This is a genomic window from Pseudomonas sp. P9_31 (assembly GCF_034008235.1).
GTDB lineage: Bacteria > Pseudomonadota > Gammaproteobacteria > Pseudomonadales > Pseudomonadaceae > Aquipseudomonas.
On sequence record NZ_CP125375.1, the window covers coordinates 3,784,871 to 3,797,434 of the forward strand.

At 58.0% G+C, this 12,564-nt stretch carries 15 protein-coding genes and 2 pseudogenes; 5 read left to right on the plus strand and 12 right to left on the minus strand.

Translation table 11 applies throughout. From position 1 onward, the window contains the following. The first annotated feature begins 26 nt into the window (after positions 1-26). Positions 27-494, plus strand: a complete 468-nt coding sequence (locus tag QMK51_RS16545) for a hypothetical protein (RefSeq protein WP_258696210.1) — start codon at positions 27-29, stop codon at positions 492-494. Positions 495-581: 87 nt separating this feature from the next. Here the strand turns inward: QMK51_RS16545 and QMK51_RS16550 are convergent, their stop codons facing one another. The 6 genes from QMK51_RS16550 to thpR form a co-directional block, all read right to left on the minus strand. Beyond that, a complete protein-coding gene (locus QMK51_RS16550; protein ID WP_258696211.1) occupies positions 582-1,004 on the minus strand; it encodes an HD domain-containing protein in 423 nt (140 codons plus the stop codon). 15 nt (positions 1,005-1,019) lie between these two features. Continuing rightward, positions 1,020-1,409, minus strand: coding sequence for a hypothetical protein (locus QMK51_RS16555; protein ID WP_320390940.1), 390 nt, complete (start codon positions 1,407-1,409; stop codon positions 1,020-1,022). 530 nt (positions 1,410-1,939) lie between these two features. Next, positions 1,940-2,449, minus strand: a complete 510-nt coding sequence (locus QMK51_RS16560; RefSeq protein WP_320390941.1) for a hypothetical protein — start codon at positions 2,447-2,449, stop codon at positions 1,940-1,942. A gap of 155 nt (positions 2,450-2,604) precedes the next feature. Further along, positions 2,605-3,054, minus strand: a complete 450-nt coding sequence (locus QMK51_RS16565) for a hypothetical protein (protein ID WP_320390942.1) — start codon at positions 3,052-3,054, stop codon at positions 2,605-2,607. Positions 3,055-3,423: 369 nt separating this feature from the next. Beyond that, on the minus strand, positions 3,424-3,972 hold the full coding sequence (locus QMK51_RS16570) for a cupin domain-containing protein (protein ID WP_008011722.1): 549 nt from the start codon (positions 3,970-3,972) through the stop codon (positions 3,424-3,426). A 296-nt stretch (positions 3,973-4,268) separates the two neighbouring features. Next, a complete protein-coding gene (thpR, locus tag QMK51_RS16575; protein ID WP_258696225.1) occupies positions 4,269-4,808 on the minus strand; it encodes an RNA 2',3'-cyclic phosphodiesterase in 540 nt (179 codons plus the stop codon). Between the two features lie 125 nt (positions 4,809-4,933). Here thpR and QMK51_RS16580 point away from each other — a divergent pair, with 125 nt between their 5' ends. Continuing rightward, positions 4,934-5,128, plus strand: a complete 195-nt coding sequence (locus QMK51_RS16580; protein WP_007938782.1) for a hypothetical protein — start codon at positions 4,934-4,936, stop codon at positions 5,126-5,128. Positions 5,129-5,141: 13 nt separating this feature from the next. Here QMK51_RS16580 and QMK51_RS16585 read toward each other — a convergent pair whose 3' ends face one another. Together QMK51_RS16585 and QMK51_RS16590 are read right to left on the minus strand one after the other, a co-directional pair. Further along, entirely contained in the window at positions 5,142-5,495 is a 354-nt protein-coding gene (locus QMK51_RS16585) for a DUF1428 domain-containing protein (RefSeq protein WP_320390943.1), read from the minus strand. 16 nt (positions 5,496-5,511) lie between these two features. Continuing rightward, positions 5,512-6,588 carry a hypothetical protein gene (locus QMK51_RS16590; RefSeq protein WP_320390944.1) on the minus strand — a complete coding sequence of 359 codons (1,077 nt, stop codon included), beginning with the start codon at positions 6,586-6,588 and terminating at the stop codon, positions 5,512-5,514. Positions 6,589-7,115: 527 nt separating this feature from the next. Here QMK51_RS16590 and QMK51_RS16595 point away from each other — a divergent pair. Beyond that, positions 7,116-7,385, plus strand: a complete 270-nt coding sequence (locus QMK51_RS16595; RefSeq protein ID WP_258696228.1) for a hypothetical protein — start codon at positions 7,116-7,118, stop codon at positions 7,383-7,385. 29 nt (positions 7,386-7,414) lie between these two features. Here QMK51_RS16595 and QMK51_RS16600 read toward each other — a convergent pair whose 3' ends face one another. From QMK51_RS16600 to QMK51_RS16615, 4 genes and pseudogenes are all read right to left on the minus strand, one after another. Next, on the minus strand, positions 7,415-7,606 hold the full coding sequence (locus tag QMK51_RS16600) for a hypothetical protein (protein WP_320390945.1): 192 nt from the start codon (positions 7,604-7,606) through the stop codon (positions 7,415-7,417). A 271-nt stretch (positions 7,607-7,877) separates the two neighbouring features. Continuing rightward, positions 7,878-8,027: pseudogene (locus QMK51_RS16605) on the minus strand (glutamine cyclotransferase); the annotation flags it as partial. Next, positions 8,019-8,772 (minus strand): annotated as a pseudogene (locus QMK51_RS16610) (helix-turn-helix domain-containing protein); the annotation flags it as partial. The pseudogenes QMK51_RS16610 and QMK51_RS16605, both read right to left, overlap by 9 nt. Positions 8,773-9,184: 412 nt before the next feature. Beyond that, positions 9,185-9,598: a tautomerase family protein gene (locus QMK51_RS16615; RefSeq protein ID WP_320390946.1), complete on the minus strand. Its 414-nt coding sequence runs from the start codon at positions 9,596-9,598 to the stop codon at positions 9,185-9,187. A 154-nt stretch (positions 9,599-9,752) separates the two neighbouring features. Here QMK51_RS16615 and QMK51_RS16620 point away from each other — a divergent pair, with 154 nt between their 5' ends. Next, a complete protein-coding gene (locus QMK51_RS16620) occupies positions 9,753-10,694 on the plus strand; it encodes a LysR substrate-binding domain-containing protein (protein ID WP_320390947.1) in 942 nt (313 codons plus the stop codon). Between the two features lie 154 nt (positions 10,695-10,848). Then, entirely contained in the window at positions 10,849-12,564 is a 1,716-nt protein-coding gene (locus tag QMK51_RS16625) for an amidase (RefSeq protein ID WP_320390948.1), read from the plus strand.

The window sequence follows — 12,564 nt, forward strand, 5'->3', positions numbered from 1 at the left end:
TCCCATGGAAGAAAATTGTGAAAAGGATGCCTGCTGCCGCCATCGCATTGACCGTGTTATTCGCGCTGTCCAATACCGTGTCTGCTGAAACACCCGCGCTTGATGAGGCCCGCACACTCATTGCCAAGGCACATATAGGCGGCAACCTCTCCACCCTTGCACTGTCGGCCGCGCAGAGAACAGTCACCTACGTGACGATCGCTTCAAAGCTGGGAAGCACAAAGGCACGCAATGCCGTGTCCGACGAAATCAATGCATTGCTGCCCAAGTATCAGCCTGAATGGGACGAGAACCTTGCGCGGGCCTATGAGAAGTCATTCTCTCGAACAGAGTTGGCATCACTCGCCGCTGAAGGCCACGCTTCAAAATACGCGAGCAAAGTGAAAGAACAGCAATCGGAAATTGGTGCAGTGATGCAGTCGACCTCCGAACCCATTCTGATTGCTCTTGTCACCGAGGCGCTTAAGGCGACCCTGGCCAAACACACCCCGTAGCATTGGCAGCGATGGCGGCGTAGGAGCTGCCGAAGGCTGCGATCTTTTGATCCTGACGTCGGCAAATCCCGGAGTGATCGGCACTCACTACGAACGCAACACCCCCATCGCCCGCCGATACTTCTCAACGCGCTCCAGATCCTCCCAGGACGGTTGGGCAATCCGCGACAAGTCGCTGTTCTCTTCCAGATCCGCCAGCTTCACCATCCGCCCGATCGGGTTCTGCGCCGCGCGCTCGACGAACGCTTCGTAGGACTCGCCCGGCACCTTGGTCACCGACGCAATCGCCGTCAGCACCGCTTCGCTGAAGCCTTCCTTGCGCAGATCGTCGAGGCTGATGCCGCAGTCCTCGACTACATCATGCAACACCGCGACGATGCGCTCTTCCAGCGTGTTCACCCGCAGCATGACCTTCAGCGGATGCAGGATGTAAGGCGCGCCGCCCTTGTCCACCTGTCCCTCATGCGCTGCGGCGGCGATGGCAATGGCGCGTTCCAGTGTCTGGCTCATGGGATTCTCCTCGGGTTAAACGCCGTAACGGCCAGTGAAATGAATGTTGCGTTTGAACCATCCGGCAATCGCCTTCCACCGCCCCACAGACTTGGCACCCTCGACGTGGCGTTCGAGAATCATCGACACCACCATCGCCTGATCGACACCCGGATGACCATCCACCAACTCAGCGACCCAACCACAACCGGACTTCTGCAAATGCAGACGCCACTCACCCGGCCAGGCCTCAAGCTGCGACGCCGCCAACCACGCTGCCCCACCCTGCTCGCAATGACCGCCACCGATGGACTGTTCGAAACAAAAAGGCGTGTCCGGCCGGGAAAGGTCGATGTGGAAGAGGTAGATGTCCTGGATTTTGTGCTGCGGCGTGGGGGCGTTGTTGCGGCTGCCGATTTCGATCATGGGCGTGTTCCTTCCTTGGTTTCTCGTTGGCTTTCAGTCTACGACGGCGGCGACGCTGAACGGAAGCAAGCATCCTCATCCGCGAAAATCCCGCGCCTGATCATTCGATGAAGGCTCGGCCAGGATTTTGAAGTCTGCAAAATATGTAGGAAACAACCGTTTGTGGCGAGGGAGCTTGCTCCCGTTGGGCCGCGAAGCAGCCCCAAACCCTGCTAGCCATTTTCCTCAGACACACCGCAACACCCGGTTTTACTGATCAATCGGCATATCCACCAGATCTACGACGAGGCGCGGCTAGTCGAAAGCCTGGCCAACTCCGCGCAAGAAGACTCAGGCCGGCTGTCGCACCTCTCGAATGAACTGAACGGGCTGGTGGGGCGCTTCAAGTCGCAGGGGCATTGTGCGGTGTTGTGGTCAACCCATGGGGACTCCATCGGCGGAGTGGTTTGATGCGTGTCAGCTTGATAGTGAAAGAAAAGGTGGCAGGTCTATTTATCAAATAGATCTGTCACCTTTTTTCGTTTTTAATCTTAGAAAAGTGATCTGTTCTTTTGCTCTTGGCGCCGCGATTCTTTAGCCTCACGCTCCTCCCTCGCAAATTTTTTCATTTCCTCATAAAACTTTGTTGAGTTTATTCTGAGATTCCACATATGGCCGATCGCGACTGTTGTAGCAATGACCGTGGTGGCTCCAGCCCAAGCTGTTTTATTCTGAGCAACCTTGCCTAATATAAAGTAGCAGGGCCAAAGTTCCGGAAAGCTCACACCCAGCTCGAGCAACAATGTATATCCAAAAAGGAATGCACCTGCAATAAGCAGCCCCAATATTGAAAACATTCCCAAATAATACATTATGGATGACGAAACTATCCAGGCACGCTTGGTAAAAGCAGGAACAACAAGGATTGCACCAAGCAACCTATAACCGATTACTTCAGCAACATTGTTATACCAATGAGGAAGAAAGGGGCGAAGAAGGTATGAAATCAACCATATGGAAACTATCACTTTTACCGATATTACTACTACATCCCACCACATTTACGGCTCCTCAGCATACAGCCATAGACATAACAAAGCATAATGAAGAGGTGGCAGATCCGTACAAACTGATCCGCCCCTCACTTCACTCACCACACATTCACTGATTTACACGAGTGCGAAAACCCGCTCCTCACACCCACCAAACTGCATAATTACTGAATAAAAGTCAGGTGATCTGAATCTTTTATTTTGTCAGTGCAAGGTGGTTCTAACGAAAAGCCCAACTGGACTTTTGCACCGTTCGAACCCTCGTAAAGCGGGAACTTCCACCCTTCGCACTCACCTTTTGTCACATTAAAAACCACATAGCGATTAAGCGTGACAGGTCCTTTAAAACCTGCATCTGTGTAGAAACCTTCGAACTGATAAGTTTTAAGCTCCGGCTTTTCACCTGATTCCGATGTGCCTTGCTCTTTAACATATAAGTGCCCCGAGTACTTCTCAGGCCCCAGCTTTCGTTCAAATACGTAGTATTTACCCTCACCCAAAAGACTGACATCTACATCTTCGACCAGCGGTTGATGGATCGAGCCGTACAAAATGTAGCCCCCCGCAAGCAAAGCAACCACTGCTAAAGCAGCGCCAATACCAAATTTACTCATATAACCTCTCCTTGTTTGTGTACATCATTATCGTTAATTACTGCCGAACGTGGCCAGCAGGGATGGCACTTATCATGTCGTCATCGATACACATGAGGGGCGTCGCAGTTTGGCCCACCCCCACTCAGAACGTGTCGAAGAAAAGATGACAGGTCTATTTTCTAATTAAATAGATCCACCCTCTTTTCGCCTACCTGTTTTTTGATGGGATCGTAAGCTTCGTTGACCAGTATCTTTCCATCGTGACGGAAGACGCAGAGTGCGAGGGGGGGCGAATGCGTTGTGCGGTCATGAAGTAAAATCCATTTACTTTTAAGAATTCCTGTAGCAACTCCGAAGGCTGCTACAGGTTTACGTCTATTTCAGATATCAGAAGTTAGCCGGCGTATTCGCGCTGATAATCTCCGCCTCATCCGCCCCAATATTGCGAAACCGATGCGGCAGCGTCGTCGGAAAGTAATACCCATCCCCGGCATTCAACACACTGATCTGCCCATCCACCGTCAGTTCAACAGTGCCACGGGTTACGAGCCCGCACTCCTCCCCTTCCGCATGCACGATCGGCTCTTCACCAGAGCTGGCCCCAGGCGCGTACTGCTCGCGCAAAAGCCGCATCTGCCGACTCGGCACCGAAGCCCCGATCAACAACAGCCGCAACCCATGACGCCCCAGATCCGGCTGTTCATTAGCGCGGAACACGTATTGATGCTCGCGAGGCGGTTGGTCGAAGGTGAAGAAGTCTGCCAAAGACATGGGTATGCCTTCGAGCAGTTTTTTGAGGGAGCTGACGGAGGGACTGACGCGATTCTGTTCGATCAGGGAGATGGTGGCATTGGTGACGCCGCTACGCCGGGCCAGCTCGCGCTGGGACAGCTTGTAGCTTTCGCGTACTAATTTGAGTCGTGAGCCCGTGTCCATGACAGCCTTATGTGAGAACGACTTAAGGGGTAATGGGGGGTGGGTGGCGGGCGGCTGGTGGCCGCGGATCACGCCGTTTCCCGTCCAGGAACCGTGGAAGGCGGGTATTAAATCACGTTTGTTGGTGTTGCTCAGCAGGTTCGATAAACGGCTGGATAAAACGGCGTTGGCACGGGTAATGGTGTTGAAACTGTGGGAGCGGGCTTGCTCGCGAAGAGGCCATCACATTCAACATCAACAGTGACTGACCCACCGCTGCACGGTCAAGCTGAGTTTCGGGCGCTTTTTTTGTGGGCCTATGAAGAAACCAGCGGCCATTCGGCCAGCGCCCGATACCGGCCTTTATGGGATTCGAACAGCGTGAAACGATCAGCACGCAGAAAAAACTCTGGCGGCGTAGCGGATTCAGGAACCGGCGCCCGGTAGTCGCGCATCAGGGTCAAATGCGGGCGAAATTCCCGGCGGCTGTCTTCAAAACCGAACGGCAACATCGCTTGCTCCAGCGCATACACCAACCGCAGCAACTCCGGTGCTGCCTGCGCGGGCGCCAGCAACAAAACCCCGGACCGACGCCAGACGTCCAGTCGATCAAGCATCACCGTCAACGGCACGCCAGACGTGCGGACATTGGCGGCGGCCTTGCAGATACCCGCTATCTGCGCCATACCCACCGCACCGAGAAACAGAAGGGTCAGATGAAAGTTTTCCGCTGGCACCGGGCGCCCGACATTCAGCCCCAGCGCGCTGCGCCATTGGGCGATGGCCCGGCGTTGTTCGGGGGCGCAGTTCAAGGCGAAGAACAGCCGCTTGAACGGCTCACGGGTTTCATCGCTCATGTCTGGCACCTCAAGGCTCGGGGACCCTTTGATTTTACAAAGGGATACCACGCCAGCAAGCGCATTTCTGGCAGCTGCCGGCATGCGCGTTATAGTTGAAGCAACCGAATCGACGGGAGGGCACCATGCGTCAGGTCATCAGCAAAGAGCCATGGTGGGCCGTACCACCGAAGCCCGGCCAGGATGAGTCCGAGCTGGAATGGGGCTGGCTGGTTCATTACAACGAAGGCGAGCCGCGCTTCGAGTTCATCAAGGAGCGGCCGTCGGACAGCGAGATTCGCAACCGCAAAAGCTGCAGGACCACCCCGACGCCTGAGTGATCCTGCGGCGTCTTCAGACTTTGACGAGCATATCGAAACCGCCAAAAATCGCCCGCTGGCCGTCGAACGGCATCGGATTGACGTCCGGCTGCATCCGCGGATCGCTCATGAATTTCGCCATGCCGGCATCACGGGTGGCCTTGTCCGGCCAGACGATCCAGGAAAACACCACGGTTTCGTCTTCCTTGAGTTTTACCGCCATGGGAAACGAGGTCACTTTGCCATCGGGCACGTCGTCGCCCCAGCATTCGGCGAGGCTGAGTGCGCCGCTTTCCTTGAAAATCGCGGCGGCGGACTCCGCGTGTTGCTTGAATTTTTCGCGGTTGGCTTTGGGTACTGCCGCGACGAAGCCATCAACGTAAGCCATGATCGTTCTCCTCGGGTTATGGGTTGATCTGCTGGGTAGTCGATTCGGCGTGGCTCCAATCGACAGATCCCGCACCCAGGCCGACCGATGGTTCGACGGGCTGTGCGACAGGCTGGGCCAGGCTGCCCTCGATTTTCCCGGCCATGTACAGCGTTCCGGCCATGACGCCAGTGGTGGGGTTTTGCACCAGCTTCAACCACGCCTTGTCGAATGAATCACCCAGACTACTGCGGATCAGCGCCTCGCTATCGGGCCGGTCGTTGGCCTGAATAATCGCGCGCACCCCCGCCACCCCCACGGAAATCAGCGCCCCGGCCAGTTTCCCCGCCGCGGCCGCCACTGCACTGGCCGCGCCGCGCGGGGCCATTTCGGCTTCCATTCGTTGGCTGGCGCGCTTGGCCACTGGCGCCATGCCGGCGTCCGTCGAGGCAATGCCCTTCTCGCCGCCTGCCGTGTGGATCTTGTCGATCAGCGCCGCGTAGGCCGGCAGCGTACTCAGCGGCTCGCTGTGCACCACCTGATACAGCGAAGCGTCACGGGCAGGCGGCGGGCCCAACGCAATCGCCGGAATTTTCTGGACACGCGCGTTGAGCTGCGCCATCGGCACGCCATGACGCAGGGAGATGACCTGAAGTTGCTGGCCGAGCTGCTGCACGTAAAACGCCGTCGCCTGCCCGAGGATCTCGTCGGGATCGATCTCCACCGCCACCGGTTCCAGCACTTTCTGGTGATATTGTTCCAACAGATAGGCCGCCAGGCGTTTGGCCGAGGCATCCTGTTCGCCCCCGGCGCTGATGGCGTACCAGCTGACCTTCAACGATAGCCATTCCTGGGTCCAGTAGCTGCTGAACCACGGAATGAAGACTTCTTCGGTCTGTTCGTGAACCCGCGTGCGCCAGTGCTCCATGGACCCACGGGCGTAGACCCTGGCCTGTTCGGTGGCCTGCTGCGAAGCCGCGACAATTTCCTGGTCCACCTGCTGCCAGGTGCTCTGGGAAACTATCACCGGCACCACGGCTACCGGGGCACGCGCAGACGTGACGCATCCCGCCAGTACCACCAACACAGCGACGATCAGCGAACGCAGGTTCAAGATCGCGGAGTCCTACAGTCTGCGTCGGACGGAGTGTTCGGCGCTCAATAACGTACTGATTTGAGTATAGGTCGGGGACGGGCCCCGTCCGTCAGGAAGAGTGATGGCGCCCTCAAAAATTTCATTGCAGGCTCGAAGGCAAACATCGCACCTGTGGCGAGGGAGCTTGCTCCCGCTGGGGCGCGTAGCGCCCCCAAAACCTGCCACCGCGGTGATTCAGATGGATCGCAACAGTCCGTTTTGCGACTGCTTCGCAGCCGAGCGGGAGCAAGCTCCCTCGCCACAATGGATCACCAGAATCCCGATTTCTGTTGCCACCATCATCCACGTCGATATTCACCATCGCCGCGAATGCCTTCCGCAAAAAAACCGTCAGGCGCAGGATCAACCCATCGCCACTCACACCCCGCATCGGAGGGGCACACCATGTTGATCCATCTCCTGACTTGCCTGGCCCTGACGGCCGTGACCCTGACCCTGTTTTCCCGCTTCGTGCTGGATAGCGGTCAAACCGAGGAGTCGACATCATGATTTATTCCGTCAGCCTCGCGTTCAGCTTTCCGGTGTTCGGCAGCAACTACTATTCGCAGCAGGTCGTTTCTCGCAAAGCGCTCGCATTGGTATTCGACAAGCACTTCGAGACTTTGCTGATGCCGGCAGCGACCAACCACTTCAGTAACGAAGTGGTCGGGCTCAACGATCAATTCCGCTTTTTGAATGACGTGCTGGTTGAGCATCTGCTGGAGACTGAAATGACTCAGCGTCCGTCACGGTCGGCACAAGCGTTCACCTTCTGACAGGATGGGCAATGCGGGTTGATGGCGGGTCAGCGCGGGCCGCCACCGGGACCACCACCGAAACCTCCAGGATGGCCAAAACCACCACCACCACCACCACCACCACCACCACCACCACCACCACCACCACCACCACCCGGCGGGAAGAACATCCAGCAGCCGGACAGGGACGACAACAAGGCGACGACCACCGCCATTTTTACAACTTTGTTCAACATCATCACTTCACTCTCTGTTTAGGCGAGAAAAACAACCTTTCTCGCCCTTTCAGACAGTGTTTACCGGGCTTTGAGCACCGAACCAGTGTAAAGAATGGGTAATGGTTGTATCGGAAAGGACTCATATTCCACAGCGTTTTCAGGGGCCGGCCCTACAGGCGATTGCCGACCCTCCTTGCTGCGGCGCGGCCCCAAGCCTTTCTCAAACTGTGGCAGTCACGCTCGCTGCTTCTGCAAGAGTCTTGATACAACACCGTTTTATAGCCGCAGCCTTTCATTCAGGCCGGCGCACCGCCCTCACCTTCCCGCTGTTGCCGCCGCCACAGAAAAACCGATCGTGGCCATCGAACTCAAGCCCCGACACCCCGACGCCCGCCGACATCTGCACACTCTCCAAGACCTCGCCCGTGGCCGGATCGACGCGCAACCGTGCGCGATGGGATTCATCCACGGGCTTCATTCGAAAGGCTCGCACAATCAGCATTTCTCTCGGCACGTCGACAGGCCATGCCTCACCCAACGCTCGGGCAAGCGCGAACAACACCGGACGCCGGGTGAGTGATACCGACGAGCCGCCGTCGCGCACAACATACCTGCACGCGTCCACTACCAGCGAGGGGGATGCCAATAGCGCTTCAATCTCATCGAATAGCAGCGGCCGTTCCTGGCCATCGGCAATCAGCCGCGCCGCCGGCGTGTCGAGGATGCGCGAGGCGCTTTCGACCTCGGCAGTGATTGCCGGGATGCCCGCGTGTTGCGCGGCACGCTCGGCCCGATCAAGTGCAGCTCGCGCCGCTTTCGTTTGCAGACGACGCATGGCGATGCCCGCCAGAACCAGCTCGTAGGCCGCCCCTCGACGCAGGCGGTAATGGCGTCGGATCGAGTCCGGCGAGTCGTTGCTCGGCCTGGTCCAGATGCCCGATCAACAGCAAGCGGCGAATCTCGAGATAGCGCGCATGGGCGGCGTTGACCCAATCGCCGTGGGCCTGAAGTATCTCCCGCGCGGCGTCGAGCGATTTCGCCGGCCAGCCAAGGTCACGCGAGGCCAGCGCGATCTCGGCCTCGGCGACGACACACCGTGCCCGGGCCATGGCCTCCTTCGGACCAAAGGCCCGCGCTGCGCTGCGCACCAGCGCCTTCGCTCGCACAAGGTCGCCCAGCTGCGCCATCGCGATGCCTCGAAGCGCGAGTGCAGGTGCGTCGTTGCGCAGGGCTATGCGGTTCAGCGCGCCGAGGGGATCACCCAAACAGGCGGTTATCTACCTCAACTGCCGCAAAGGTACACAAATCGGTATGGCTTACTTCACCCTGTCAAGCGGGTCAGTAGCCCGCGTTATCCAGTTCGGTTCATCAAGCTCCGCTCACCGAAACTTGCGCACAGCAACAGTAGGCTAAGCTTTCAGCAGCTCATTGCTCACGATGCTCGCGTCTGCAGGTTTTGGTTTTTTCTGGAGAGCGTCTGCAACAGCTATCTCAGACAGGTCCAGATCATTCATGCAGGACTGACGCGATGACCGAGCCCCTCCTCAGTTTCGAAGCACTCCACCATAACGGGTGGAGTGGTGCCTTGCGTTAGCTGACTTACACGGCAGAGGTATTACCGAGCTGTTGCACTAACTCCATTGCAAACTTGCCCGAGCCCACCGACCAGTCTGAATAGTCGTTTTCATGCATGAAGATGAAAAGGTCTTGCGGGCGAACCTGTGCTTGAGCGCCAAGATTGTCCGCAATTTTTTTGTATAGCTCCCGCTTCATCGCATCGCTGCGACCTCTACGCATCGTTATTTCAATCACTATCAACTGGTCGGAACGCGCGACGCCATTAAAGGTACGGCTGTAAAAAAATTGCTCCGGATCGTAGTCCACCACCAGATTGAACAGTTCATCCTGGGGCATACCGATGCTATCCACCAGCGCTTGGTGTATGCCGTCGACGATGCGCTGGCGTTGCTGCGGGCCAGTGCCTTTGATGACGGCTGTTCGAACGAATGGCATGTGAGACTCTCTCAATTTATTTTGGATAGGCGCTTACCACCCCGACAACCCTGGACAGGTAACCAGGCATGCGGACAGTGAGGGGATTTTCCAAAACCGGGATGGGGTTGGAAATCGATTTATGCGCCCGAAGTAATTGAGTTAAAGTCACTTGATGAAACGTCGTCTCCCCCCATTGAATGCACTCCGCTCTTTCGAGGCCGCTGCCCGGCTGGGCAAAATGACGTCTGCCGCCGATGAGCTTTCTGTCACGCCCGGAGCAGTGAGTCGCCAGGTACGCCAGCTAGAGCTGAGTCTCGGGGTGGAACTGTTCGAGGGGCCGAAAAACAAACCGCAGCTCACCGCTGCCGGGAAAGAACTCCTGCCGGATTTGACGGCTGCGCTGGATCGGATCGAGGCCGCCGTAGGCCGAATCAGAGATACCGCGACGGGTATTCTGGACGTGTCTTGCTTCAGCACGTTTACGGTCAAGTGGTTGATACCCCGTCTTTTCGATTTCAATGCGAAGTACCCTGATATCAAGATTCGCTTGAATTCCTTTGTCCACACCACCGATCCGGACCGAGACCGATATGACGTGATGATCACTGCCGAGCAGGGGGCCGTTGAGGGTCAAAAGAATACCCTCCTGCTGTTTCCTGAAAGGTTGGGCATCGTGTTATCACCCGCGTTATCCGCGCGAATCCAACTCACCGAATTAGATTCCATTTTCTTGCATCCGCTGCTCCATACCAAGACTCGTCCGAATGCCTGGACCAGCTGGAGTGATGCGATTGGATATCAGGCTACCGCGCCGGCCGGTGCGGAGTTTGAGCACTACTATTTCACATTGGAGGCGGCAATTGCCGGCCTGGGAATTTGTGTCGCCCCTTGGCATCTGGTGGCCGACGACATTCGACTTGGCCGTTTACTGGCACCGTTCGGTTTCCACCAAAGTCACTACGCCTATATTGCCAGGCGAAGTCCGGAACCCAACAAGAAGCTGGACCTGTTCTGCACCTGGCTGGCGTGCCAGGCCGAACAGGACAGTTTCCCAGGCTCTCTCTACGGTCAACCGCCTCATCAGTTTCAGAGCGCAGAAGTGTTCGGCGAATGACAGAGGGCCATGGGTTCTCCGATACTGTCGCGTAATGCAGTGCAACGAGAACCGATATGAAACCCCATTTTGAGAGAAATGATGTCTCTGAGCCCAAAATCCAGCGTAATGGAAACATTCACCGCGCCCCCCATCAGCAGCCGGCGGTAACAGCATGATCGAAGTCACCGAGGTTTCCATTGCCCAACTGCGTGCTGCGCTCGAATCGGGCCAGACAACGGCGGTGGAGCTGGTCCAGGCCTATCTCGCCCGGATCGATGCCTACGACGGACCCGACACGCCCACCGCCCTCAACTCGGTGGTGGTTCGCAACCCCGATGCGATCAAGGAAGCGCAGGCGGCCGATGCCCGTCGGGCCAGGGGCGAAACGCTGGGGCCGCTCGATGGCATTCCCTATACGGCCAAGGACAGTTATCTGGTGAAGGGGCTGACCGCTGCCTCTGGAAGTCCCGCCTTCGCCAACCTGATTGCTTATCGCGATGCGTTCACCATCGAACGGCTTCGCGCCGCCGGCGCGATCTGCCTGGGCAAGACCAATATGCCGCCGATGGCCAACGGCGGCATGCAGCGCGGGGTATACGGCCGTGCCGAAAGCCCCTACAACGCCGGCTACCTCACGGCCCCTTTCGCATCGGGCTCATCGAACGGCGCCGGTACGGCAACCGCCGCCAGTTTCGCGGCATTCGGCCTGGCGGAAGAAACCTGGTCGAGCGGTCGCGGGCCTGCCTCGAACAATGGCCTGTGCGCCTATACGCCTTCGCGCGGGGTGATCTCGGTGCGCGGCAACTGGCCGTTGACGCCGACGATGGACGTTGTCGTGCCGTATGCCAGGACAATGGCGGACCTGCTCGAGGTGCTCGATGTGGTGGTGGCGGATGATCCCGACACACGGGGTGATCTGTGGCGGATGCAACCCTGGGTGCCCATTCCGAGTGTCGCTTCGGTGCGTCCCGCTTCCTACGGGTCGCTGGCCGCCAATACCGATGCGCTCGCAGGAAAGCGCTTCGGCGTTCCCCGCATGTACATCAATGCGGATCTCGATGCGGGCACCAGCGATGCGCCTGGCATCGGTGGGCCGACGGGCCAGCGAATCAACACCCGCCCCTCAGTGATCGGGCTATGGGAGGAGGCTCGCAAGGCACTCGAAGCGGCCGGTGCAGAAGTGGTCGAGGTCGACTTCCCGCTGGTCTCCAATTGCGAGGGGGATCGTCCTGGTGCACCGACGGTGTTTAACCGGGGCCTGGTGTCCAAAGAGTTCCTTCACCATGAATTGTGGGATCTGACGGCTTGGGCGTTCGACGATTTCCTGCGGGCCAACGGCGATCCAAAACTGAATCGCCTGGTCGACGTGAACGGGCCGCTGATTTTCCCGCACGATCCGGGGACTCTACCCAATCGCGAGGGCGAACTGGCCGCGGGTATGGACGAATATGTGCGGATGGCCGAACGCGGCATCACCCCTTGGGACCAGATCACCACGGTGCCTGACGGACTACGCGGCCTTGAACGGACGCGCCGAATCGATCTGGAGGAATGGATGGATCGGTTGGGGCTCGACGCGGTGATCTTCCCGACGGTAGCCGACGTTGGGCCGGCGAATGCCGATGTCGATCCGAAGTCTGCGGATATCGCGTGGAGTAACGGCATCTGGGTCGCCAACGGCAATCTCGCCATCCGCCACCTGGGGGTACCCACGGTCACTGTGCCGATGGGCGTCATGCCAGACATCGGCATGCCCGTCGGGCTGACCTTTGCCGGGCGTGCCTATGACGATTCGACGCTGCTTCGCCTGGCTTCGGCGTTTGAGTCGACGGGGGCGAAGCGTTTGATCCCTCCTCGAACCCCATCATTGTCGGGCGGCAAAAAATAG